Origin of the sequence: Erwinia pyri, assembly GCF_030758455.1 — a bacterium.
Lineage (GTDB): Bacteria > Pseudomonadota > Gammaproteobacteria > Enterobacterales > Enterobacteriaceae > Erwinia > Erwinia pyri.
The window spans coordinates 4,382,548-4,402,801 of the sequence record NZ_CP132353.1 but is presented as its reverse complement, the minus strand read 5'-3'; the positions used below and the strand labels follow the sequence as shown (position 1 = coordinate 4,402,801).

Below are 20,254 nucleotides of genomic sequence, written 5' to 3'. Positions count from 1 at the left end.
TTATTTTCCCAACCACGGTAGTGGATTGACGGCCTGTCCCTGGCGTCGGATTTCGAAGTAGAGTGAAGGCGTGCCCCGGCCGCCGCTGGTCCCCACCAGGGCGATTGGCTCTCCTGCCTTGACCTGGCTTCCCACGCTCACCAGTGCACTTTGGTTGTAGCCGTAGAGGCTCATATCCCCTTTACCGTGCTCCACCACCACCACCAGACCGTAACCCTGTAGCCAGTCAGCCATCAGAACCCGGCCATCGGCAATGGCTTTCACTTCGGTGCCTTCAGGCGCATCAATAACCAGCCCTTTCCAGCGGAGTTCGCCCTGCAGCTGTTCGCCAAAGCGATGTTCAATAGTGCCTCGTACCGGCCATCGTGCCTGCCCGGAAGGGCGTCCCAGGCCACCTGTACGCGACATTAAAGAGCGCTCGCCCTCAGTCGGTTTATAGGTGGTGCCCTTACTTTTAGCTTGTGCCTGACGCTGGCGAACACGTTCGGCTTCGCGGGCCTCTTTCTCTGCTCTGGCCCGCGCTTCACGCTCCGCTTTGGCAATTTTGTCCCGCAGGCGGCTCTCGTTCTCGCGCATTTCAACCAGCTGCGCCTGATCTTTTTCCAGCGAAGATTCCAGCGTGGTCAGCGTTTTCTTGCGCGCTACACGCGCCCCTTCCAGCTTTTGCTGCTGCGCCTGTTGCTGTTCAAGCAGCGATTTTTGCTGAGCCTGTTTATCTACCAGAGAGGCTTTCTGCGCGGAGAGATCGCTGCGGGTCTTTTTCAGATCGTCTATGGATTTCTGGCGGGCATCATTAAGGTAGCCAAAGTAGGCCAGAATGCGCTCGCTGCGCTGGCTCTCTTCGCCGCTCAGGATCAGCTGAACGCCGCTGTGCTGTCCCTGACGGAACGCGGCATCAAGCTGTTCTGCCAGCAGTGTCTCCTGGCTCTCCTGCTGAGCCTGCAGTTTAGCGATAGAAGCGGTCAGGCCCGCGATCTCTTTATTCAGCCCGGTCAGCACTATTTGCGTTTCACGCAGCTGACGGCTGGCCTGAGCAATGATTTTTTCCTGACTGGTAAGCTGTGCAAGCAGGGCGCTGCGCTGCTGCTTTTGTTGCAGAACGCGTTTCTCTTTTGCGGCAATATCCTGCTGCAGGCTGGAAAGCTGTGATTTATTGTCGTCTGCGGCTGAGCTGGCAAAAGGCGACAGCAAAAGGCCAGCGCAAAGCACGCTGGCAGACAAGGTGAACGCGCGGGATCGCAACAGAACGCCTGTGGCCGATCCGTTACCCTGGGTTCGTAAATATGAAACTGTCGCTTTTTCCCTCATAGGAGGCAGATTATTCCACGATGAACAGCAGCTTACCAGCGATCTGTCCGGGGTTTTCCATTTCCAGTGGTGACAGCCTGGCCGGTAACGCCTCACGGCAGAGCATTATCAGCAGGCAAAAAAAGGGGGCATTTGCACAACAAATGAGCGCTCAGGATTAAAGCAGTCGCACGCTGACACGGGCTTTTACACTTAAGGTAATTTTTTTTTGGAATCTGCCTCAGAAAACGCAACTCTGGCCGCTTCACGACTGTACATGGCAGCACTGGCAGGTATACTCAGAAGCCTTGTTTTCGCTTATTAACCCTTTCGGGAGTTGTTACCCCTCATGCAAGATATTATGCAGTTCGCAGGCAGCCATACCATTCTTAGTCTGGCGTGGGTTGTCCTGTTGGTTTTAGTGATCGTGACCACCGTTAAGGGCATGTTCTCAAAAGTAAAAACAATCAGCCGGGGGGAAGCAACCCGTCTGATTAATAAAGAAGAAGCCGTAGTGGTTGATGTGCGTGGGCGTGATGACTACCGTAAAGGCCATATCTCTAATGCCATTAACGTTCTGGCAGCGGATATCAAAAAAGGCAGCTTTGGCGAATTAGAGAAATATAAAGCGCAGCCGATCATTGTGGTTTGCGCCAACGGCACCTCCGCAGCAGAGCCAGCAGGCCAGCTTAACGCGGCGGGTTTTGAGAACGTCTATGTATTGAAAGATGGCGTATCAGGCTGGAGTGGTGAAAACCTGCCGCTGGTGCGTGGTAAATAAACGTGGAGACTGGTATGGCAAACGTTGAGATCTACACTAAAGCAACCTGTCCTTTCTGCCATCGGGCAAAAGCGCTGCTGGACCAGAAAGGCATCGGTTATCAGGAAATCGCTATCGATGGCGATGCTGATAAGCGCGACGAAATGATCACACGCAGCGGTCGTACCACCGTTCCCCAGATTTTTATTGATTCGCAGCACATTGGTGGCTGCGACGACCTGTTCGCGCTCGATGGCCGACAAGGCCTCGACCCGCTAGTAAAATAAGACGGGCGAGTGGCGCAATAACGGATTATTAACCCATAGGATTACGTACATGTCAGAGCAAAACAACACCGAGATGGCTTTCCAGATCCAGCGTATTTATACCAAGGACATCTCTTTTGAAGCCCCTAACGCGCCTCAGGTTTTCCAGAAAGAGTGGGAACCGGAAGTGAAACTGGATCTGGATACTGCCTCCAGCCAGCTGGCAGATGATATCTACGAAGTGGTGCTGCGCGTAACCGTGACGGCAACCGTGGGTGAAGAGACCGCTTTCCTGTGTGAAGTTCAGCAGGCCGGTATCTTCTCTATCTCTGGTATCGACGGAAACCAGATGGCGCATTGCCTGGGTGCATACTGCCCGAACATCCTGTTCCCGTATGCTCGCGAGTGCATCACCAGCCTGGTTTCTCGCGGTACCTTCCCGCAGCTTAACCTGGCTCCGGTGAACTTTGACGCGCTGTTCATGAACTATCTTCAGCAGTCAAACGAAGGCGCCGCTCCTCAGCAGGATGCATAATGCCTCACGTTAACGCCTCAATGAGCGTCCTCGGTGCCGGATCTTACGGCACCGCCTTAGCCATCACGCTGGCCCGTAACGGGCACAACGTGGTGCTGTGGGGGCATAACCCACACCATCAGGCACAGCTTCAGGCTGACCGCTGCAATGCGGCATTCCTGCCCGATGTTCCTTTTCCTGATTCGCTGAGCCTTGAAACCGATCTCGCTACCGCCATTGCCGCCAGTCGCGATCTGCTGGTGGTGGTTCCCAGCCATGTATTCGGTGATGTTTTACAGCAAATCAAACCGCATCTTCGCGCTGACTCCCGCATCGTCTGGGCCACTAAAGGTCTTGAGAAAGAAACGGGGCGGCTGCTGCAGGATGTGGCGCGCGAAATTCTGGGACCAGAGATCCCCCTTGCGGTGATCTCGGGCCCTACGTTTGCTAAAGAGTTAGCCGCCGGTCTGCCTACGGCCATTGCGCTGGCGGCCACCGAGACGACGTTTGCCAACGATCTGCAAAGCTTGCTGCACTGCGGCAAGAGTTTCCGCGTTTATAACAACCCGGACTTTATTGGCGTGCAGCTTGGCGGGGCGGTGAAAAACGTCATCGCTATTGGTGCCGGCATTTCAGATGGGATCGGCTTTGGCGCCAACGCCCGTACGGCATTGATTACCCGTGGCCTGGCGGAGATGAGCCGCCTGGGTTCCGCCCTTGGCGCTGACCCCACCACCTTTATGGGAATGGCCGGGTTAGGGGATCTGGTGCTGACCTGTACCGATAATCAGTCACGCAATCGCCGTTTCGGCATGATGCTGGGACAGGGGATTGACGTGGAAGCCGCGCAAACCACCATCGGTCAGGTGGTGGAAGGTTTCCGAAATACCAAAGAGGTGAAGGCGCTGGCCGCGCGCTGCGGCGTAGAGATGCCGATAACCGAGCAAATATATCAGGTTCTGTATTGCGAAAAAAATGCGCGAGAGGCAGCATTGAGCTTGCTTGGGCGTACAAGGAAAGACGAAAACAGCATCGGCTGAGAAAGGGAAGCGCAGTGATATAGCGCGCGGATGCCCGCGCGTTTTTTTTGATGGGGAGAGAGCAATGCCGTGTGTAGAACCTGAACTGGTCTGGGATTATATCAAAGCGGAAGCGCGGGCGCTGGCTGACTGCGAACCGATGCTGGCCAGTTTTTACCACGCGACGCTGCTGAAGCATGACGATCTGGGAAGCGCGCTGAGCTATATGCTCGCCAATAAGCTGGCCAATCCGATCATGCCCGCTATCGCCATCCGTGAAATTGTGCAGGAAGCCTATAACCAGGATCCCTCAATGATTCAGTCTGCGGCCTGCGACATCCAGGCCGTGCGGCAGCGCGATCCGGCCATTGATAAATACTCCACTCCGTTGCTCTACCTCAAAGGTTTCCACGCCCTGCAGGCTTACCGCATCGGCCACTGGCTGTGGAATCAGGGCCGCCGGGCGCTGGCTGTTTATCTGCAAAACGAAGTTTCCGTCTCTTTCGCCGTCGACATCCATCCTGCCGCCACAATTGGCCGCGGCATTATGTTGGATCACGCCACCGGGATTGTGGTGGGAGAAACGGCAGTGATCGAAGATGATGTCTCTATTCTGCAGTCGGTAACGCTGGGCGGGACTGGCAAAACCAGCGGCGACCGTCATCCGAAAATCCGCGAAGGGGTGATGATTGGCGCCGGGGCGAAAATCCTCGGCAATATCGAAGTGGGTCGCGGAGCGAAAATTGGCGCAGGCTCGGTTGTGCTGCAGCCTGTGCCTCCGCACACCACCGCTGCTGGCGTACCCGCACGCATCGTGGGCAAACCCAACAGCGATAAGCCCTCCATGGAGATGGATCAGCACTTCAACGGCATGGTGCCGGGCTTCGAGTTTGGCGACGGTATCTGACCTTTACGCCTTCACTACTGCGCCAGCATAGCCCAGCTGGCGCCACGCCTCATACACTACCACGGAAACTGCGTTAGAGAGGTTCATGCTGCGGCTGTCCGGCTGCATCGGAATACGGATCTTTTGATCGGCAGGTAATGCATTCAGGATCTCCGCGGGCAGGCCCCGGGTCTCTGGTCCAAATACCAGATAATCCCCTTTCTGATAGCTCACTGCGCTGTGCGCAGGCGTGCCTTTGGTCGTCAGCGCAAACAGGCGCTGCGGCGCTTCCGCAGCCAGAAAGGCAGCGTAATTATCATGGTGCTTAAGCGCCGCGAATTCGTGGTAGTCCAGCCCGGCCCGGCGCAGGCGTTTATCGTCCCAGGTAAAGCCCAGCGGGTGGATCAAATGGAGCTGGAAACCCGTATTGGCGCAAAGACGGATAATATTTCCGGTATTAGGGGGAATTTCAGGTTCAAACAGAACGATATTCAACATCGACAACGGCCCTCATTAGCGAGGGCCGAAGCATAGCAAATAATCACGCTTTGCTGGAATAGAGCGGCAGCCAGATTGTCAGACGCAGGCCGCCCAGCGGGCTGTCATCCGCCTTGACCCAGCCACGGTGCTGCTGAATAGCCGTTTCCACAATCGCCAGCCCCAGGCCCGTTCCGCCAGATTCGCGATCGCGGGCTTCATCGGTGCGGTAGAAGGGGCGGAAAATCTGTTCGCGATCTTCAGCACTTACGCCCGGGCCATCATCATCCACATGAATGGTAATCCCCTGTTTATCCACCGAAAAACTCACGGCGATTTTCGAGTAAGAGTAGCGTAGCGCGTTGCGCACGATATTTTCCAGGGCGCTGTCCAGCGCGCTCGGGTTACCGTAAAGCGGCCAGGGCCCCGGTGGATAGGGAACATCCAGCGTTTTACCCATCTGCTCAGCTTCAAACTTCGCATCGTCGAGCACGCCCGACCAGAGCTGGTTGGCTTTCATGGCTTCGCTGACCAGCGCATTTTTATGCTGCGTGCGTGAGAGCACCAGCAGGTCGTTGATCATGCCATCCAGCCGTTGCGCTTCCATCTCAATGCGCTGCAGCTCTTTGCCTTCACCCTGCCGGCGTCGCATCAGCGCGGTCGCCAGCTGCAGGCGCGTTAGCGGCGTACGGAGCTCATGGGAGATATCGGAGAGCAGGCGCTGCTGACCGGTCATCATTCTCTCCAGGGCGCTAACCATCTGGTTGAAGCTGGCTCCGGCAGCCAGAAACTCCTGCGGCCCCGCTTCCAGTTCAGGACGCTGGCGCAGGTTGCCGGCGGCGACGTCGTCAGCGGCATGCTTGAGTTTACGCGCCGGCTTCGCCAGGCTCCACGCTAGCCAGAGCAGCAGCGGAGAGCTGATGAGCATGGTGACGATCAGCAGCAGCAGCGGGCGGTCGAACAGCAGATTGATAAAGTCCAGCTGCGAACTGCCCGCCGGGCGAATCAGGTAAAGCTGGTAGTTATCTTCTCCATCGCGAACGGAGAAGGGGCCGACCATCTCTACACGGCCATATTTCTTCTTCTGCGGATGATCGGCGTTATCGGACTGGCCGATAAAGTTCCTGATCACCTGCATTTCGTTATGCTGCGCACCAATGACGCGTCCCTCGCTGGTCACCAGCAAAAGCCGCTGGCCGGGAGGAGCCCACTTGTCGATAGCGCGAAACAGCCGTCGCCACCACATCAGGTCATTGGGCGGATCCTGCGTCAGCTCCGCTTCCACGTGCTGTTCAATCATAGTGCCCTGACGCTGCTCATTATCCAGCAGCGGCGTCATCTGGCGGGTATCCAGCTTTGGCACCATTAAAACCAGCATCAACACCAGTGCCAGGGTGAGCCAGAATATGGCGAAGATGCGGGTAGTCAGGCTTGAGATCATGTAGCGGAAACCATCAGATACCCACGGCCACGCAGCGTTTTAAACCACGGATGACCATCTTTCCGATCCGGCAGTTTCCGGCGCAGGTTTGAAATATGCATATCGATTGCGCGATCGAACGGCGTTAAGCGTTTGCCAAGAACTTCCTGACTGAGATGTTCACGAGAGACCACCTGTCCCAGGTGCTGGGCAAGCAGATAAAGCAGGGTAAATTCGGTGCCGGTTAAATCCAGCGCCACACCCTCAAAACTCGCTTCCTGACGCCCTGGATTCAGGCGCAGGTGATCCACTTCCAGCGTAGGGGAACTGTTATCGTGCTGCTGTTGCTGTTCACTCCAGTTTGAACGCCGCAAAATAGCGCGTATGCGGGCCACCAGCTCGCGATCGTTAAACGGCTTAGGCAAGTAGTCATCTGCGCCCAGTTCCAGCCCCAGAACGCGATCTAACTCGCTTCCGCGCGCTGTCAGCATGATGACCGGCGTTTGATGTTGCTGACGTAGCTCTTTCAGGGTGTCGATGCCATTTTTTTTCGGCATCATGACGTCCAGCAGCAAGAGGTCGATAGTGTTATCTAACAAGGCCAGAGCCTGTTCACCGTCACCGGCTACCAGTACGTCAAACCCTTCCATCTCAAGTAATTCTTTCAGTAGCGAAGTCAATTCGCGGTCATCGTCAACCAACAGGATTTTATTCATTTTTTATTGCCCTCCGCAGGCAAAATAGCGTGAACGAATGCTGTCATTCCATGACTTTACGTAGTTTTACACCGCCTGACGCATGTTTGCAGCTGGCCCCGTAGACTGGCTCTCGTTGAATCAAAAAGTGGAAACCAACCTGGGAGTTAACGATGCGCAAAGTTACCGCCGTCGTTGTGGTTCCGGCGCTGATACTCAGTTTCTCCGCCGCATGGGCTGCAGAAGTGACGACGACTGACGAGATGCATCAGGACAACGCGGCGCCACGCAGTATGGCGCAAATTCCGCAGAGTCACATGTTTGATGGCATCAATCTCACAGAACAGCAGCGTCAACAAATGCGAGATCTGATGCAGCAGGCGCGTCATGAAAGTTCTCCTATAAGTATTAACGATTTAGAGCAACTGCACGAGCTGATTATTGCAGATAAATTTGATGAAACGTCCTACAAAGCGCAGTTAAACAGGATTGCACAGGCGGAAGTGGCACGGCAGGTCGAGATGGCCCGGGTGCGCAACCAGATGTATCACCTGTTAACGCCCGCCCAGCAGGACGTTCTGAATGAGAAACATCAGCAGCGCATGCATGAAATGCGCGAGCTAACGAACATGCAGCAGGCTTCATCGCTGCAGGCAGTGAGTAGTACCGGCAGTAACCAGTAACATAGTATCCCTGTTTTTCCTTGCCATAGACACCATCCCTGTCTTCCCCCCTCATGATGAGGGGGTTTTTTTTCAATAACTTAGCGAATTTTCCCAGTGTTTATAATGGCTTATAAGATACTGTTAAGCAGTTAGAGCCAGTTAGAAGCAGTTGGAAAAAGGACGCGTTATGGTCATTTGTGGACACTTTGTGGACACGAAATCCCGCCTTTCAAAGGGTTCAAAGTCACCGCATGTTGAAGAAAGTCTGGTGCGAAATGCGCATAGACCATTGTCTGTTCAATGCTGGCATGGCCCAAAATATCCCGCAGCGTAATTATGTTTCCCCCGTTCATCATGAAATGGCTGGCAAAGGTATGGCGCAGCACGTGTGTTGCCTGCCCCCTGGGTAAATCCGGCTTAACGTCTCTCAGTAGATCGCAGTACTTCTCATAATCCACTTTAAAGAGTTTCCCCGGCCCCTTAGCCTTCAACAAAGCCTGAAGCTCCGCTGATATCGGGATGATGCGGTTTTTGCCATTTTTGGTATTCAGGTATCTCACGCGGCGCATTGTGACCTGCGAAGACGTCAGTTTATCTGCCTCGCTCCATCGCGCGCCGGTGCTCAGGCAAAGCAATGTTATTAAATGCTCGTCTCCCTTGGTAACTGAAAGCAGATCAGCGATCTCAGTATGTTCAAGATAAACCAGATCTGGCTGATCCTGCTTCAAAGGGGGAAGGCCGGCAGCAGGATTTTCACCCCGGAATTCTTCCAGCTTAATGAGCGTGGTAAACATGCCAGAGAGGCGATAGAGATCCCGGTTAATGGTGCTTGCTGAAATTCCCTGTCTGAGTCGTGCCGTTCGGTGCAGAAGAAGTGATTTCTTTGTTAGGGTATGAACTGGCACATCGCCAAGCAGTTTCATCGTCTTGATAAGGTGCCTGCGTTCGATAACACCGGTATCAAGCGTCACCCCATGAATATTCCACCAATTTTCTATCAACTCACTGAGCGACCGCCTGTCTGTTTTCTTTCCCTGCCATTCTTCCCTTTTCCCGATATTAGCTAGCGTATGTAACTCGAAAGCTTTCGCTTCGGATTTCCTGCTGAATTTCCGCCGAATGCGTTTTCCATCGCTGCCGCGCGGTCTTATGTCCACCATGTACTGACCATCATCAAGAAGTTTAATGCTCATGGCTGAGCCCTCCTGACTGATGGGGTTAGATATTCGTTTGCTGTCGGGCCGGAACTCAACAGCCAGGCTGAATGTACCGCTAACCAGCCCTGTCTGTTAATAGGGGTGATTCTGTTTTTGCGCGCCCAGTGTGCGCGAGAGGCGGGGAAATCTGTCCGGCCGCCTCTGAGGTTTTACCAATCATCAACCATAAGGTGTATTTCTGGAAACGCTCGACCGTTAAGATTCTTTTTACGGTTTCCAGCCCTACCATGTTGCCGCCAGATTCATAGTTTTTAATGCTACTCAGCGGCAGGCCAGTCACTTTATTTAGAGCCGGTTGTGTAAGGCCCTCCGCCAGTCTTATAGCGCGCAATTTATAACTAAAGTCGTTTTCCATTTCGAATCCCTATAGGCAAAAAAATATTAGCCAGTCTGCTCATTGGCAGGGGATCTATCGTCTGGATTTATGAATCCTTCAATTAGTTAGCGTGGTAATTAATTTTTATCAGTATCGAAGTTGCTTCCCATCAACTGCATTTGACTCTTCTGATTCGATGAGTTCTTCCGCTCCTTTTGGTGCCACTTGCCCTGCTTTTTCAGCCGTTTCACCTGTCATTAACCAGAGAGTGTATTTCTGAAAAAGCGTATGGGAAACAATCCGTTCGATGATGCTTAATCCAACTTCTCTTCCGGTCTCATAACCTTTTATTGAGCCAAGACTTATGCCTGTTAAGTCACGCATTTGCATCTGTGTTAATCCTTCTGCAATACGGATTAATCTTAATTTTTTACCATAGATCGTTGACATGGTATCAAGTCTGATCCTATTATCCTTCATGGTCTCAAGTTTGACACCATGCAATTAAATATAAACCAACAGCAGCTAGAAGCCGTAGGAAGCAGTTAGAAGCAGTTGGAACCTAAAACAGGAGATTAACACGATGAGCACAATTAGTGATGTTTCCGAGATTAAGAGCCCTCTCGACGCTGTAACTTTTCAGCGCTTCAGCGAGATGATCGGTAAGCCGGTATCAGCCATTAAGGCAATGGCTGAAAGCAACAAGCTGCCGTTGATCGAGTGGCGTAATCCAGAAAACCCAACTGGCCGGGCAGGTGAGAAAATGGTCTATCTGCCTGAATTTAATCGTGCTATGCGCGATGCATATTACAGCCGACCGACCGAACAACGCGATGCTTGGTTGTTATGGCTTGGAATTTGAGGTCTGTCATGAGCCATCAAATCGTTAGCATGACAAAGCATGTGAGCATTTATCGGGGATTCACAATTCAGCGCCTGCCAAGATCGGTGGCCTATCCCAATCACCGTTATCAGGTGACTAAAGATGGCCTCTACTACGGACAGGACTTCGCTCAGGCTGAAGCTGTAAAAATCATTGATACCTTATGCGCGGCTCAGCAGGAATGGACGGACAAACTTTCCGGATTTTTGCCATCGTCGGAGGTGACCAGTGTTTCAGTCACTGACGAGTGATGATGTTTTTTTTGTTATTTCTTTTGGTGTGCTGGCTTACGGAATAATTGAATCAATACAGCTAATGATCCGTGACCATTGCCGCCGTATAAGAAATAAACGCACAGCAAAATAAATAGCTTTTTAAACTGGAATGAATATCATGCGCGAAGAATACAAAATTTTGGCTAATAACCTTTTATTTGCCTATCACACAAAAGTAATGAATTTAAAAGCTGCAACCGCAGTTGCTCCGCAGGTTCGCGAAGTATCTCAGTCTGATTATGCTTTTCGCCTTAGCATCGGTCTGGAAGGGTTATTAACTGTTGCAAATGCTGCGGCTGACGAAAACTCGTCGGTGGGTATTGAACAGCTGATCGCACAATGTAACGGTGGTAATCATCCTATTCCAAATAGTTGGTAATAATCCGGCGCTAAGCGCCGGGCCTATCCGAGGCATCATTCACGAGTGGTGTGTCTGATAAGAAAATAGGGAGCCATATGAACAAGATGAAATTAAGGCAGCGCATTGGTAAGCAATCTCACGGCACTCTGGTTTATTCAATGATGAATGTAAGTGCAGAGGATGAAGCACATTTGCGGAATGAGCTGAAAAAATTAAGCAGCAATGCAAAGTTTAATGGAAAGTTTTCCAATTTGTTCGTTCATGAATCCGGCGCTTCTCTTAAAGGAGTTACAGAGAAATTAAAGCACCGTCAGATTTTAGACCTAAGTCATATGGTCTGTACCGCGATACATGAATGGGCCCGCGATAACCGCGTTGAATGCGTTAGGGCCTCAGATGTTGAAACAGTTTTTAAGGTTATTCAGTTGCTGGGTACCAGAAGGGATGGCGATTAGTGTCGCCATCCTCAAGGGGTCAGAAAGACGAAATATCAAGACTTACTGAGCCACCAAATTTTTGATTGAAGAGTCTCGTTATTATTTCGATGTTATCCCTGATTTCATGTTCTACAGGGCTATTTACTACACGTGCTGGGATACTGTGAAGGGAGTCAATTACTTCCTGAAGATTAGCCAAGACAATTTGGTCATGTTGAATATTACGCATAGTGGTCTCCTTGTGTGGTCTGTTTTGTTCGCTGCTCTTGGTCGTGTTGGCGAACGAAGCGAAGATAACACACCATGCGCCGGACATGGTTAAAAACCGGCTCCTATCCGAGGCACCTCTTACGAGTGGTGCGCCTGATAAGCTGAATTGAATAGGGGGTTGCTGTGAGAATTATTGCGGGAGGTCTTGGGACGGTTAACCCTTACGCCGCAATAGCGCGGCCCTACCTCGAAAAGTTTCATCAACAAGTAGACGAAGCGCGAGGCGGTAGCAAAATGGCATTAGCGTTTAAAGGACTCAGCACTGAAGAACGCAGAGTGATATTCATTTTAGGTAATGGTGTTGCAATTCGTTCGCCAAGGGAAATGGAAAAACTAACCGAGCGCCATATCCTTTTAAGCTACGAAGAATTGTCGAACAAAGAAAAATTGACGGTAATTCGTGGTATGAAAGAAGCAAAGAAGCTGGCAGCAAAAATACCTTATAGCCCTCCGGGCGAAGAGGAAGCGCTTAAAAACCCCCGAACGGTAACGCCAGAAACATTGGATGATTACCAGAACGGTGATTCTGCAATACCCAAAAGCGAAGTTAATAACGTTTCAGGATTCTGATTTATCCCACAGCAGTTAAAAAGGGCACCTTAATTTGTGTCGGGCTTTTTATTGCCATTTTTTAGGAGACTACATGCGTAATTTAGAGAAAAGAATGATGGAGGCTAATAATGAAATAGCCATGATCCATCTCCTCACAAAAGCCAATGGTGAAGGCAAAAAGGCTAAAGCGTTAGCCGTATCAATCCGCCTGAATGCCGTGGCAATTCATATACAAAAAAATCAACTCTCTGGCGTACAGGCGGCTGAATTGCTGCTGAAAGAAGCGGCGCGTTATGAGGTTGAGGCTGCGGAGTTGCACTAATGGCCGATGCAATGGATTTAGAACAGGAGCGCCAGGCGGAAACGCTGGCCCGCCAGATTGAAAAGGCCCGCCTTAAGGCGCAATTGCCCAGTGCATTTTTCTGTGAAGGTTGCGGCGAACCAATTCCTGAAGCCCGTCGTGCTGCGCTGTTTGGCGTTGCTACCTGCATCGGCTGCCAACAGCTAATCGACCTCAAATCAAAGATTCATGGCGGTAAAAAATGATGACATCTAAGCAAATGGCAATGATGACCGCGCATCAGTGGTTATCGGGAAACTGCCTGATTTTGGATACTGAGACTACCGGACTTGATAGCGAATCAGAGATTGTTGAGATCGCCATTATTAATTGCCGTGGTGAGGTGTTGCTCAATAGCCTGGTTAAACCTGTTAACGCCATTCCTGCGGAAGCTACCGCGATCCACGGCATCACCAATAGCATGGTTGAGAATGCGCCCGCATGGGAGCAGTTACATGATCAGGCTCTGGATTTGATTCTGGACGCAGGATTTATTGCCTATAACTCTGAATATGATGCGCGCCTAATTCGGCAATCAGCAGCCATCAGCGGCTTAGATTTATCAGGGGACCAGGTTGCTTTAGAAAGTTGTCATGATTGCGCGATGCTCCTTTATGCCGAATATTTTGGGCAGTGGGATGAGAAGCACAATAATTTCAAATGGCAAAGGCTGACGGCTGCTGCTGAACAGCAGGGCGTAAAAGTCACAGGAACACCTCACCGGGCATTAGCTGATTGCCTCCTGACGCTTGGCGTCATTAAGGCAATAGCTGAAGATCGTGTCCAATGAAGTGTAATAACGGCACGTCTTGGACTCCATTCGAAATTGAGCAATTCAAATCATTGGCTAATTCACTTCCGTTACGTGAAGTCGCTGCCTTGCTTAACCGTAGTTTTTCTTCTGTTCGCGCTATGAGTTATCGGCTTCAGTTGGGTAAACGCTCCGTTAAAAGCTGGTCAGCGTTTGATGAGGGTGAATTGCGTGGCTATGCCGGTCTTTATTCTGCTGAGGAAATAGCATGCAAATTAGGCAGGTCTGTTTATTCCATTAAAGGTAAAGCGAAGCAGTTAGGAATTCAGCTTTATCAGGTTGGAGAACGCCACCACTGCGCTATCCATTCTGATGAAGATGTAACTTTATGCCGTCAGTTATATGACGCTGGCGTAACACCTAAAGTAATTGCCGAAAAGATGGAAATCTCTCACGGCACCGTCAACAACTTCATATTCAGGCATCGCCTGACAGCCAACGATCAGGCATGGAGAAAATTCAAATGAATAAGTGCACAGCCCGTAGCGCCATGCTGCGTCTAATTCGTGTGGGCGGTGCTAAATGAACAGCACTGTTTTGAAATGGGTCGGAAGCAAGGTCAAGGTAATGGCCGAGCTGAATAAACATTTGCCTGTCGGTGATCGGCTGGTTGAGCCGTTCGCGGGTTCTTGTGCGGTAATGATGAACACAGACTTTCCGGCTTATCTGGTCGCGGATATCAACTCAGATCTGATAAATCTTTATACCCAGATTAAGCAACATGAAAACGCCTTTCTCGCGCTGACCGCAAAGGTATTCGCTCAGAATAAAACACAAGCTTGCTACAACACTATCCGTGCTGAGTTCAACAATGAGGCGGCATTACCTCTGCTGCATCGTGCCGTTTATTTTTTATACCTCAACCGGCACGGTTACCGGGGCGTTTGCCGCTATAACCTCAGCGGCGGTTTCAATGTCCCTTTTGAAAAAATCGCTAAGCCGTATTTTCCTGAAAGTGAGATCCGTGCATTCGCCCTGAAGGCTCAAAAGGCATCATTTATCTGTGCTGGCTTTGCTGAAACCCTCGCAATGGTTCAGCCAGGTGATGTTATCTACAGTGATTCCCCCTATGACGGCACCTTCAGCCAGTACCACACTGAAGGCTTTGGCCGTCCTCAGCAAATAGAGCTGGCCGCTGTACTTCAGGAATTACGCTGCCGGGGTTTTCCGGTCGTAGCTTCTAACAGCGACACCGAGTTTACGCGTGAAGCTTACGCGGGCTTTGAGCTGAACTTCATCACTACTTCCCGGAGTGTTGGCGTGGCCGCTGGCAAAGGGAAAAAAGCAGCCGAAATCGTGGCGGTTAGTCAGGCGCTTCAGAATGCCTGACGTATACCGTGGACGTGTGGCGCCTTCTCCTCCTCCTTCATACCCCGGCAAAGCCTCAGAACCTGCCGGGGCTTACTCATGGAACGCGCCTCGACAATCATTTTTTGATGAAGTGGATCCGACCCCATCGGTTATCCGTTATCGCAACCTTGAAGGGGAAGTGCGTAGCATTTCTGTCTTTGATTATTGCGGACAGAAAAACGTAGGTGACTCAGAGGCGCGGCTGTTACGTCGCCGTCTCCAGTCTCTGCCGCAATATATCCGTCGCTATTACGAATTACGCCTGAGCGACATTGAGCAAAAACAGGGGAATAAGAAAGCGTCTGACTGGTTGAAAAACTCGTTCGGGCGCTTTGTTCTTCCTCGCATTGACAAGGTAAATAGCAAATACCTGCCGTCTGATACTTTGCCGGGCCCACTGATGCAACTCCGTGAGGATTTGCACCGGATCCCCTGGGCAGGTAAACGGGAGCTAAAAAAACTGGCTTATCGCCTGGCTGACTCACTGACTACTGAGCTTGTCCGGGAAACTAATCACAAGGTGGAAACTACCGGCGATGTTGAGTTTGCGATCCTGTCGGGATATGGCCGTGCCGGTTGGTTAATCACACATCTAAACATGACTGCGCCTGGCTGGAAAAAATACTGCCAGGAAGAACTTACCGCAGAAGAAGCTTTATGCGCTGCTGCCCGTATCGAAACCCCTGCTTGGTGGCTTCGTCGTCTGCGTCGTTTACACGATCAGTGGCGCGAACACCTCATGATTGCTTCTGGTTATGTTCACAAAAAAGCGAAGCCCTATTGCAGCGAACCTTGCCTGAGTGAATGGCTGGCGCAGAAAAAGTCCAATCGTGAATTTATCAATGCGATGGAACTGGAAGACAAGGAAACCGGTGATCGCACCTCATTAGCCGATAAGGTTAACGGGAGTGTTGCTAACAAAAATATCCGCCGTGCTGAGCTCATGGCCCGTATGCGTGGATTTGAGGACCTGGCTAAAGCTGATGGTTTTGTGGGTGAGTTTTACACCCTGACAGCCCCGTCAAAGTTCCATTCCATGCAGCAAAGCGGCAAGCGCAACAATAAATATAACGGTGCCAGCCCCCGCGCCACTCAGCGATATCTCTGCAATGTGTGGGCGAAAGTCCGCGCCAAGTGGAAGCGTGAAGGTATTCGCACATTCGGATTTCGTGTCACGGAGCCACATCACGATGGTACGCCGCACTGGCATGCGTTGCTGTTCTTCAAGCCTGAACGGGTAGAGGAAGCGCGCGCTATTTTCCGTAGATATGCGCTGAAGGTTGATGGTCACGAAAAGGGCGCTATTGAAAATCGTTTCAAGCACATTCCTATCGATGAGGCTTTTGGATCGGCTACTGGCTACATCGCGAAGTACATTTCTAAAAATATCGATGCTCACGGCCTCGACGGTGAAACCGACGATGAAACGGGGGAGTCTCTGAAGGATATGTCTGCGCGCGTAAGTGCATGGGCTTCACGGTGGAACATCCGTCAGTTTCAGCAAATCGGCGGCGCGCCGGTGACCGTTTACCGTGAGCTTGGCCGGTTGCGTGATCGTGAGCTTTGTCTTCACCCTGAAATTGCCCCGGCACAGGTTTCCGCCGGTGAGTATGACTGGGCTGGTTACACGCTTGCGCAGGGCGGCCCGCTGGTTGCCCGTGATTGTCTGCGCGTTCGCCTGAGCTATGAGATCACCGAAAACGGAAATGATTATGGTGACGATATCAGCCGTATCACCGGCGTCTATTCTCCTTCCGCTCCTGTCACTTCCGTTATCTATACCCGTACCACTGAATACAAAATTGTTCCAAAAGCAAAAGAGGATGGTTCTTCCTCTCTTGCCTTTGGTGTTGATCCTGTCTTTTCAGGCGGCCCCGCCGCCCCTCGGAGTTCTGTCAATAACTGTACGCGGGAGCCGCGAAAGGCGAATAAAAGTGAAAAAAATACGGTCATGAATGGCCGTGTCAGCAGCCCGGTTACTAATGACCATGCGGTACCGCATGCAGTGGTTACAGAAGCCCATGAATGGGGCGGGGTGAACTTTGAAAAAATGACCCGCAAAGAGCGCCGTGCCTTCAATGAATACTTGGTTTCACAGTGCCGTAAGCCTCGTTCGACCGTAAAAGCAGTTGCAGACATTAGGCCTGGGCACGCTGAAGCTGTCGCGGACTTCGCTGAAAGTTGCGGTATGGGGTTAAACGAACTTGAAGTGATGAAGCTGGCCGCAGGGGAATTGGTGATGTTGAACGGCAAGCGTTTATTGGCTTCATCCGATGGAAGCATAAGGTTGGCCGGGCGAACTGACGAACAGATTAAAAGTGGTTTGATGAGCCGGGTATATCAACTGGCAAATACAAAACGTCAGTGAGGCGGTGCTCGCTGTATGATCTGAAAAAAATTAATCAAGATGATTCTGAAAAGCGAGGCGGGAGGTCCATTTTCTTGCTGTTTTCTTGACCGGCTCTGGTTTCGCAGATATATCAAAGGCGAGTCGAACCCGCGCGGAGCGGTCAAAAATGAAAGTTTACGATACAAACTACGGTCCCGATATCTTTGGACGTATACAAATGGGGCTTATCAGCGAAATGTTTCTCAGCTATCAGGGTTATGAAAGGCCAACACCAGGCGATCATCTACGAATCAGTTGTACTTTTCAGAGCGTGGTGAGAGAAAAGATAACTATGCGTATTGTTTCATCAGTTGATAGTGACGAAGCGCCTGATACTGTGTTACTCAAAGTAATTCTTGTTGATAAAGTGGCATCGGTATCTGATTTGGTATGCCATGATAACGGATGGTCATATTCCAATAGTTGGAATGCTAAGGAAAAAAAACTTAATTGAGTTAATATTAATTAAAATTTCCTTAGTTTAATGATAAAATCCCTCCCGAAACAAGTTTTATCGAAAAATTTCGGGAGTTTTATGGAGTCGAGAAGCTTTAAATTTACTGAATGGTTGGCTTTTATTACCTTAATTTTAGGGGCGTATTGCTACTACTATAATTACTTATATTGGAAAAGTTTTGGGATAAATTCGTATGATTTTATCGGTTATACTGAATCTATCATGCGAGCTATCAGCGCTTTAATACAAATGGCATCCGTTTTAATTGGTACATTATCTGGCTACTTGGCGGCATTATTTTATTCAGAGAAGATTTCAATTCAAGTTAATTTAGCTCCAAATGAAAGAAGTAAAATAGCTAAATTCATGGATAAGTTTGATCCCCATGAGGTGGCCCCCTCAAAGATGAAAATTTATGTGCTGTTTTTTGTCACAGTCTTTCTTATTTTAAAATTGAGCATGGATGCTGCTATTCACTATGATGTGAAGTTGCATTGGGTTTATCACTTACTCAGCTTGTTTCTAGTACTGGCTGGGGCTATTATCAGTCAGTTAGTATCACAAATAATAGCTGCTAAACTTATTAGGGCGCAGAAAACCAATTTAAGCTTTATGACTTTATCAAGCGGGTTATTTTTGATTTTAAGCTTATCTTTAAGTATGTTTTATTCCCCCTCCACGCTCGCACGTATTGATATTTTAAGTAATCATGCTATTGCTAGTTTGGATGATGGTAAAGTTTATGAAATGCTAGCTATAAATGAAAAATATGTTTTCTTGATCGAGAAAAATGCCATAGTCGTGAAAAAAAATGAAAGTGTAAAGAAAATAACTTATTTGCGTAAATAAAAAATGCCAGCCGAAAATCTGGCATGTTCCTTATAACTTCCTATTCATAATCATTAAGTAATGTTGTTTTAGTTCATAACCGTCGTCAGTATATGCGGGCCAAAAAGATTGATAGTAAACAATCCATTGATTTGCCTCACGGTGAGGAAAGTGATGGTTAATTTTTCTCAGTTCGATCACAAAATTTGATGGGTAAAGCCTCTTACTTTTTTCGGTTCCATCTTCACACTTTGAGTGAAAGCAAACTTAATATCGCCACGTCGTACCATAGGAAAACCTCAGACGAACACTGTTTTTATATACAGCAACATTCTCTCTGAAAAAACTCAAATACCTTTAATAAGTGCGGGTCGGGCCTAATCAAAAAACAAGGGTGCAAAATCAGTGCAATAAACGACGCGGATTTGCACAAATTTTTTTTAGGGTAAGTGGCCCGTTCGCCCCTGTAGTGGCGTGGGGTTGGTCGGGCTGCAAAAGTGCAAAGAAAGGCACCCTTTTTATGCGCGGGCGAGGCGGGGGAGCAGTCGCGCGCTAAGGGGGGTAGGGAGGGGTAATTATCAAAACAGGAAATTTGGCCGAAAATCAGCACGCAGGGCGATTTTCAGGGGGCAGGGCGCATCAAGGCACCAGAAAAGAAAAAACCCCGCAGCGAGGCGCTGAAGGGCTGGTATTGGAGGGTGTGCTAAGGTCAGAAATGACCTTGCCAGCTGCTGGCTGGTGAATCAGGTGGCGGCGCCGGGTTCTGCCAGGGCGTAAGGTTTAAAGCTGAAGACTTCAATTCCAAGCCAGTCATTGAGATCTTTCAGTACTTCCTGAATAGGGTACAGCTCATTGATAGCGAAAACCTTTGCCGCTTTTTCGATATCACCAAGCCCGCCTGTGTTGTTAGGCATGACGCCCATAAGCTGTGGCGGCACGCGGTGAATCGCTAACATGTCATCACGGGTTGCGTCTTTAATACCGGTGAATTCATCCTTGGCCGCAATCTGGCTGAAAGGCATGATCTGTAGGCCATCCTTCTTGCCGCCTGCCGCATACACGAATAAGTTTTTGAATGCTCCCCCTCCCCTGGCATCCTTGAGAGAGCGCTTGAGCTTATCGACATCAGCGCTGTTAGCCACAGGATCCGTCAAGTACACAATCACGCCAGCGTGGCTACCATTGATGTAATAGTTTCGCCGGAACAGCGTAGCTTCTCCATTCAGTAAAATGGACTGCAAGGCAGACATATATTCTGGGTTGCCGTAAATTTCCTGATGAATGCTTGGGCTCCGCAGGTGATAAATTTTCCCCGGCGGGAAAGCGTAATCTTCTTCGTAATAGGTCACGAACCAGTACTGGTCCAGGTCTTCACCGCGTCGCATGTACTTAGCCAGGGTGTGCTTAAGCTTAAGGGGTTGTCCCAGACGGTTCTCTCTTAATTCAAGGTAGGCATTCCCAAACACCAGGTAATCCATGATGAAGGCGCTGGCATCCTGCCGTGAAAGTAGTGGATGCGGTTTATAGCAGGACATAATGACATTGCGTTTAAATATCAGCGGTGACTGATGATGCACAGCCCCTTCAACCAGACGAGCAAGCCCGTATGTGCTGATCGGTGGCTCATACCAGCGCCCGTTCTTGGCGCACTCCATACAATCCTGTAAATCACGCTGGTCCATAATCTGCGTCGGTTCACCGAAACTGAAAGATTGTAGTTCCTCAATTGGCTGCTGAACTGAATCCCCTGCTGGCAGTACGTCTGCCATGGTGTTGAGA

At 50.2% G+C, this 20,254-nt stretch carries 28 protein-coding genes; 19 read left to right on the top strand and 9 right to left on the bottom strand.

Translation table 11 applies throughout. The annotated features are described in order from the left end of the window. Positions 1 to 1,308 carry a murein hydrolase activator EnvC gene (gene envC, locus Q3V30_RS20870; RefSeq protein ID WP_306209085.1) on the bottom strand — a complete coding sequence of 436 codons (1,308 nt, stop codon included), beginning with the start codon at positions 1,306 to 1,308 and terminating at the stop codon, positions 1 to 3. A gap of 328 nt (positions 1,309 to 1,636) precedes the next feature. Between envC and Q3V30_RS20865 the strand changes: the two genes are divergently transcribed. The 5 genes from Q3V30_RS20865 (at position 1,637) to cysE (ending at position 4,753) form a co-directional block, all read left to right on the top strand. Then, a complete protein-coding gene (locus Q3V30_RS20865; RefSeq protein WP_306209083.1) occupies positions 1,637 to 2,068 on the top strand; it encodes a rhodanese-like domain-containing protein in 432 nt (143 codons plus the stop codon). Between the two features lie 14 nt (positions 2,069 to 2,082). Beyond that, positions 2,083 to 2,334, top strand: a complete 252-nt coding sequence (gene grxC / locus Q3V30_RS20860; RefSeq protein WP_306209081.1) for a glutaredoxin 3 — start codon at positions 2,083 to 2,085, stop codon at positions 2,332 to 2,334. A 49-nt stretch (positions 2,335 to 2,383) separates the two neighbouring features. Further along, positions 2,384 to 2,848: a protein-export chaperone SecB gene (gene secB, locus Q3V30_RS20855; protein WP_306209079.1), complete on the top strand. Its 465-nt coding sequence runs from the start codon at positions 2,384 to 2,386 to the stop codon at positions 2,846 to 2,848. After that, positions 2,848 to 3,867, top strand: coding sequence for an NAD(P)H-dependent glycerol-3-phosphate dehydrogenase (gene gpsA / locus Q3V30_RS20850; RefSeq protein ID WP_306209077.1), 1,020 nt, complete (start codon positions 2,848 to 2,850; stop codon positions 3,865 to 3,867). The genes secB and gpsA overlap by 1 nt, the downstream gene beginning before the upstream one ends. A 64-nt stretch (positions 3,868 to 3,931) precedes the next feature. Then, on the top strand, positions 3,932 to 4,753 hold the full coding sequence (cysE, locus tag Q3V30_RS20845; protein WP_306209076.1) for a serine O-acetyltransferase: 822 nt from the start codon (positions 3,932 to 3,934) through the stop codon (positions 4,751 to 4,753). A 3-nt stretch (positions 4,754 to 4,756) separates the two neighbouring features. Here the strand turns inward: cysE and trmL are convergent, their stop codons facing one another. The 3 genes from trmL to cpxR are packed head-to-tail and all read right to left on the bottom strand — an operon-like array spanning position 4,757 to position 7,345. Continuing rightward, on the bottom strand, positions 4,757 to 5,230 hold the full coding sequence (gene trmL, locus Q3V30_RS20840; protein ID WP_306209074.1) for a tRNA (uridine(34)/cytosine(34)/5-carboxymethylaminomethyluridine(34)-2'-O)-methyltransferase TrmL: 474 nt from the start codon (positions 5,228 to 5,230) through the stop codon (positions 4,757 to 4,759). A gap of 43 nt (positions 5,231 to 5,273) precedes the next feature. Beyond that, positions 5,274 to 6,650, bottom strand: coding sequence for an envelope stress sensor histidine kinase CpxA (gene cpxA, locus Q3V30_RS20835; protein WP_306209071.1), 1,377 nt, complete (start codon positions 6,648 to 6,650; stop codon positions 5,274 to 5,276). Next, positions 6,647 to 7,345 (bottom strand): envelope stress response regulator transcription factor CpxR, encoded by a 699-nt coding sequence (cpxR, locus tag Q3V30_RS20830; protein ID WP_306209070.1) that lies wholly within the window; start codon positions 7,343 to 7,345, stop codon positions 6,647 to 6,649. Before cpxR ends, cpxA begins: the two co-directional genes overlap by 4 nt. A 152-nt stretch (positions 7,346 to 7,497) precedes the next feature. Here cpxR and cpxP point away from each other — a divergent pair, with 152 nt between their 5' ends. After that, positions 7,498 to 8,007, top strand: a complete 510-nt coding sequence (gene cpxP, locus Q3V30_RS20825) for a cell-envelope stress modulator CpxP (protein WP_306209068.1) — start codon at positions 7,498 to 7,500, stop codon at positions 8,005 to 8,007. A gap of 173 nt (positions 8,008 to 8,180) precedes the next feature. Here the strand turns inward: cpxP and Q3V30_RS20820 are convergent, their stop codons facing one another. The 3 genes from Q3V30_RS20820 to Q3V30_RS20810 all read right to left on the bottom strand — a co-directional run bounded on the left by Q3V30_RS20820 (position 8,181) and on the right by Q3V30_RS20810 (position 9,972). Continuing rightward, positions 8,181 to 9,182, bottom strand: coding sequence for a phage integrase (locus tag Q3V30_RS20820; RefSeq protein ID WP_306209066.1), 1,002 nt, complete (start codon positions 9,180 to 9,182; stop codon positions 8,181 to 8,183). Between the two features lie 79 nt (positions 9,183 to 9,261). Then, positions 9,262 to 9,561, bottom strand: coding sequence for a helix-turn-helix transcriptional regulator (locus Q3V30_RS20815; protein ID WP_306209064.1), 300 nt, complete (start codon positions 9,559 to 9,561; stop codon positions 9,262 to 9,264). Positions 9,562 to 9,669: 108 nt separating this feature from the next. Continuing rightward, complete coding sequence (locus Q3V30_RS20810) at positions 9,670 to 9,972, bottom strand: helix-turn-helix domain-containing protein (protein ID WP_306209062.1); 303 nt, start codon at positions 9,970 to 9,972, stop codon at positions 9,670 to 9,672. Positions 9,973 to 10,105: 133 nt separating this feature from the next. Between Q3V30_RS20810 and Q3V30_RS20805 the strand changes: the two genes are divergently transcribed. From Q3V30_RS20805 to Q3V30_RS20790, 4 genes are all read left to right on the top strand, one after another. Then, positions 10,106 to 10,384: a Cox family DNA-binding protein gene (locus tag Q3V30_RS20805; protein ID WP_306209060.1), complete on the top strand. Its 279-nt coding sequence runs from the start codon at positions 10,106 to 10,108 to the stop codon at positions 10,382 to 10,384. 8 nt (positions 10,385 to 10,392) lie between these two features. Continuing rightward, positions 10,393 to 10,656 (top strand): hypothetical protein, encoded by a 264-nt coding sequence (locus tag Q3V30_RS20800; RefSeq protein WP_306209058.1) that lies wholly within the window; start codon positions 10,393 to 10,395, stop codon positions 10,654 to 10,656. Between the two features lie 142 nt (positions 10,657 to 10,798). Next, positions 10,799 to 11,059, top strand: a complete 261-nt coding sequence (locus Q3V30_RS20795; protein WP_306209056.1) for a hypothetical protein — start codon at positions 10,799 to 10,801, stop codon at positions 11,057 to 11,059. A gap of 77 nt (positions 11,060 to 11,136) precedes the next feature. Beyond that, entirely contained in the window at positions 11,137 to 11,496 is a 360-nt protein-coding gene (locus Q3V30_RS20790) for a hypothetical protein (RefSeq protein WP_306209054.1), read from the top strand. A 19-nt stretch (positions 11,497 to 11,515) separates the two neighbouring features. On the opposite strand, the gene Q3V30_RS20785 is transcribed toward Q3V30_RS20790, so the two are convergent. Beyond that, the gene (locus tag Q3V30_RS20785) at positions 11,516 to 11,707 is read right to left on the bottom strand and encodes a hypothetical protein (RefSeq protein ID WP_306209052.1); all 192 of its coding nucleotides are present in this window, start codon (positions 11,705 to 11,707) and stop codon (positions 11,516 to 11,518) included. Between the two features lie 164 nt (positions 11,708 to 11,871). Here Q3V30_RS20785 and Q3V30_RS20780 point away from each other — a divergent pair, with 164 nt between their 5' ends. The 9 genes from Q3V30_RS20780 (at position 11,872) to Q3V30_RS20740 (ending at position 18,496) form a co-directional block, all read left to right on the top strand. Further along, entirely contained in the window at positions 11,872 to 12,318 is a 447-nt protein-coding gene (locus tag Q3V30_RS20780) for a hypothetical protein (protein WP_306209050.1), read from the top strand. A 73-nt stretch (positions 12,319 to 12,391) separates the two neighbouring features. Beyond that, on the top strand, positions 12,392 to 12,622 hold the full coding sequence (locus tag Q3V30_RS20775; RefSeq protein WP_306209048.1) for a DUF2732 family protein: 231 nt from the start codon (positions 12,392 to 12,394) through the stop codon (positions 12,620 to 12,622). Then, positions 12,622 to 12,846 (top strand): TraR/DksA family transcriptional regulator, encoded by a 225-nt coding sequence (locus Q3V30_RS20770; protein WP_306209046.1) that lies wholly within the window; start codon positions 12,622 to 12,624, stop codon positions 12,844 to 12,846. Before Q3V30_RS20775 ends, Q3V30_RS20770 begins: the two co-directional genes overlap by 1 nt. Then, positions 12,843 to 13,430 carry a 3'-5' exonuclease gene (locus tag Q3V30_RS20765; protein ID WP_306209044.1) on the top strand — a complete coding sequence of 196 codons (588 nt, stop codon included), beginning with the start codon at positions 12,843 to 12,845 and terminating at the stop codon, positions 13,428 to 13,430. Before Q3V30_RS20770 ends, Q3V30_RS20765 begins: the two co-directional genes overlap by 4 nt. Further along, a complete protein-coding gene (locus Q3V30_RS20760; RefSeq protein WP_306209041.1) occupies positions 13,427 to 13,918 on the top strand; it encodes a hypothetical protein in 492 nt (163 codons plus the stop codon). The genes Q3V30_RS20765 and Q3V30_RS20760 overlap by 4 nt, the downstream gene beginning before the upstream one ends. A gap of 55 nt (positions 13,919 to 13,973) precedes the next feature. Continuing rightward, entirely contained in the window at positions 13,974 to 14,780 is an 807-nt protein-coding gene (locus tag Q3V30_RS20755) for a Dam family site-specific DNA-(adenine-N6)-methyltransferase (RefSeq protein WP_306209039.1), read from the top strand. Continuing rightward, a complete protein-coding gene (locus Q3V30_RS20750; RefSeq protein WP_306209037.1) occupies positions 14,773 to 17,169 on the top strand; it encodes a replication endonuclease in 2,397 nt (798 codons plus the stop codon). Before Q3V30_RS20755 ends, Q3V30_RS20750 begins: the two co-directional genes overlap by 8 nt. Before the next feature lie 148 nt (positions 17,170 to 17,317). After that, a complete protein-coding gene (locus Q3V30_RS20745) occupies positions 17,318 to 17,644 on the top strand; it encodes a hypothetical protein (RefSeq protein WP_306209035.1) in 327 nt (108 codons plus the stop codon). Positions 17,645 to 17,725: 81 nt separating this feature from the next. Then, complete coding sequence (locus Q3V30_RS20740) at positions 17,726 to 18,496, top strand: hypothetical protein (protein ID WP_306209033.1); 771 nt, start codon at positions 17,726 to 17,728, stop codon at positions 18,494 to 18,496. A gap of 722 nt (positions 18,497 to 19,218) precedes the next feature. Here Q3V30_RS20740 and Q3V30_RS20735 read toward each other — a convergent pair. Then, positions 19,219 to 20,244: a phage portal protein gene (locus tag Q3V30_RS20735; protein ID WP_306213265.1), complete on the bottom strand. Its 1,026-nt coding sequence runs from the start codon at positions 20,242 to 20,244 to the stop codon at positions 19,219 to 19,221. Positions 20,245 to 20,254: the final 10 nt, after the last annotated feature.

Excerpts from the sequence above, each read along its gene's own strand:
- Q3V30_RS20750 (WP_306209037.1), top strand. The coding sequence starts at position 14,773 with ATGCCTGACGTATACCGTGGACGTGTGGCGCCTTCTCCTCCTCCTTCA.
- Q3V30_RS20800 (WP_306209058.1), top strand. The coding sequence starts at position 10,393 with ATGAGCCATCAAATCGTTAGCATGACAAAGCATGTGAGCATTTATCGG.
- envC (WP_306209085.1), bottom strand. The coding sequence starts at position 1,308 with ATGAGGGAAAAAGCGACAGTTTCATATTTACGAACCCAGGGTAACGGA.
- secB (WP_306209079.1), top strand. The coding sequence starts at position 2,384 with ATGTCAGAGCAAAACAACACCGAGATGGCTTTCCAGATCCAGCGTATT.
- gpsA (WP_306209077.1), top strand. The coding sequence starts at position 2,848 with ATGCCTCACGTTAACGCCTCAATGAGCGTCCTCGGTGCCGGATCTTAC.
- Q3V30_RS20765 (WP_306209044.1), top strand. The coding sequence starts at position 12,843 with ATGATGACATCTAAGCAAATGGCAATGATGACCGCGCATCAGTGGTTA.
- cpxA (WP_306209071.1), bottom strand. The coding sequence starts at position 6,650 with ATGATCTCAAGCCTGACTACCCGCATCTTCGCCATATTCTGGCTCACC.
- Q3V30_RS20745 (WP_306209035.1), top strand. The coding sequence starts at position 17,318 with ATGAAAGTTTACGATACAAACTACGGTCCCGATATCTTTGGACGTATA.
- Q3V30_RS20805 (WP_306209060.1), top strand. The coding sequence starts at position 10,106 with ATGAGCACAATTAGTGATGTTTCCGAGATTAAGAGCCCTCTCGACGCT.
- Q3V30_RS20865 (WP_306209083.1), top strand. The coding sequence starts at position 1,637 with ATGCAAGATATTATGCAGTTCGCAGGCAGCCATACCATTCTTAGTCTG.
- Q3V30_RS20775 (WP_306209048.1), top strand. The coding sequence starts at position 12,392 with ATGCGTAATTTAGAGAAAAGAATGATGGAGGCTAATAATGAAATAGCC.
- Q3V30_RS20770 (WP_306209046.1), top strand. The coding sequence starts at position 12,622 with ATGGCCGATGCAATGGATTTAGAACAGGAGCGCCAGGCGGAAACGCTG.
- Q3V30_RS20785 (WP_306209052.1), bottom strand. The coding sequence starts at position 11,707 with ATGCGTAATATTCAACATGACCAAATTGTCTTGGCTAATCTTCAGGAA.
- Q3V30_RS20795 (WP_306209056.1), top strand. The coding sequence starts at position 10,799 with ATGCGCGAAGAATACAAAATTTTGGCTAATAACCTTTTATTTGCCTAT.
- Q3V30_RS20735 (WP_306213265.1), bottom strand. The coding sequence starts at position 20,244 with ATGGCAGACGTACTGCCAGCAGGGGATTCAGTTCAGCAGCCAATTGAG.
- cpxP (WP_306209068.1), top strand. The coding sequence starts at position 7,498 with ATGCGCAAAGTTACCGCCGTCGTTGTGGTTCCGGCGCTGATACTCAGT.
- Q3V30_RS20760 (WP_306209041.1), top strand. The coding sequence starts at position 13,427 with ATGAAGTGTAATAACGGCACGTCTTGGACTCCATTCGAAATTGAGCAA.
- cysE (WP_306209076.1), top strand. The coding sequence starts at position 3,932 with ATGCCGTGTGTAGAACCTGAACTGGTCTGGGATTATATCAAAGCGGAA.
- cpxR (WP_306209070.1), bottom strand. The coding sequence starts at position 7,345 with ATGAATAAAATCCTGTTGGTTGACGATGACCGCGAATTGACTTCGCTA.
- Q3V30_RS20790 (WP_306209054.1), top strand. The coding sequence starts at position 11,137 with ATGAACAAGATGAAATTAAGGCAGCGCATTGGTAAGCAATCTCACGGC.
- Q3V30_RS20740 (WP_306209033.1), top strand. The coding sequence starts at position 17,726 with ATGGAGTCGAGAAGCTTTAAATTTACTGAATGGTTGGCTTTTATTACC.
- grxC (WP_306209081.1), top strand. The coding sequence starts at position 2,083 with ATGGCAAACGTTGAGATCTACACTAAAGCAACCTGTCCTTTCTGCCAT.
- Q3V30_RS20810 (WP_306209062.1), bottom strand. The coding sequence starts at position 9,972 with ATGTCAACGATCTATGGTAAAAAATTAAGATTAATCCGTATTGCAGAA.
- trmL (WP_306209074.1), bottom strand. The coding sequence starts at position 5,230 with ATGTTGAATATCGTTCTGTTTGAACCTGAAATTCCCCCTAATACCGGA.
- Q3V30_RS20820 (WP_306209066.1), bottom strand. The coding sequence starts at position 9,182 with ATGAGCATTAAACTTCTTGATGATGGTCAGTACATGGTGGACATAAGA.
- Q3V30_RS20755 (WP_306209039.1), top strand. The coding sequence starts at position 13,974 with ATGAACAGCACTGTTTTGAAATGGGTCGGAAGCAAGGTCAAGGTAATG.
- Q3V30_RS20815 (WP_306209064.1), bottom strand. The coding sequence starts at position 9,561 with ATGGAAAACGACTTTAGTTATAAATTGCGCGCTATAAGACTGGCGGAG.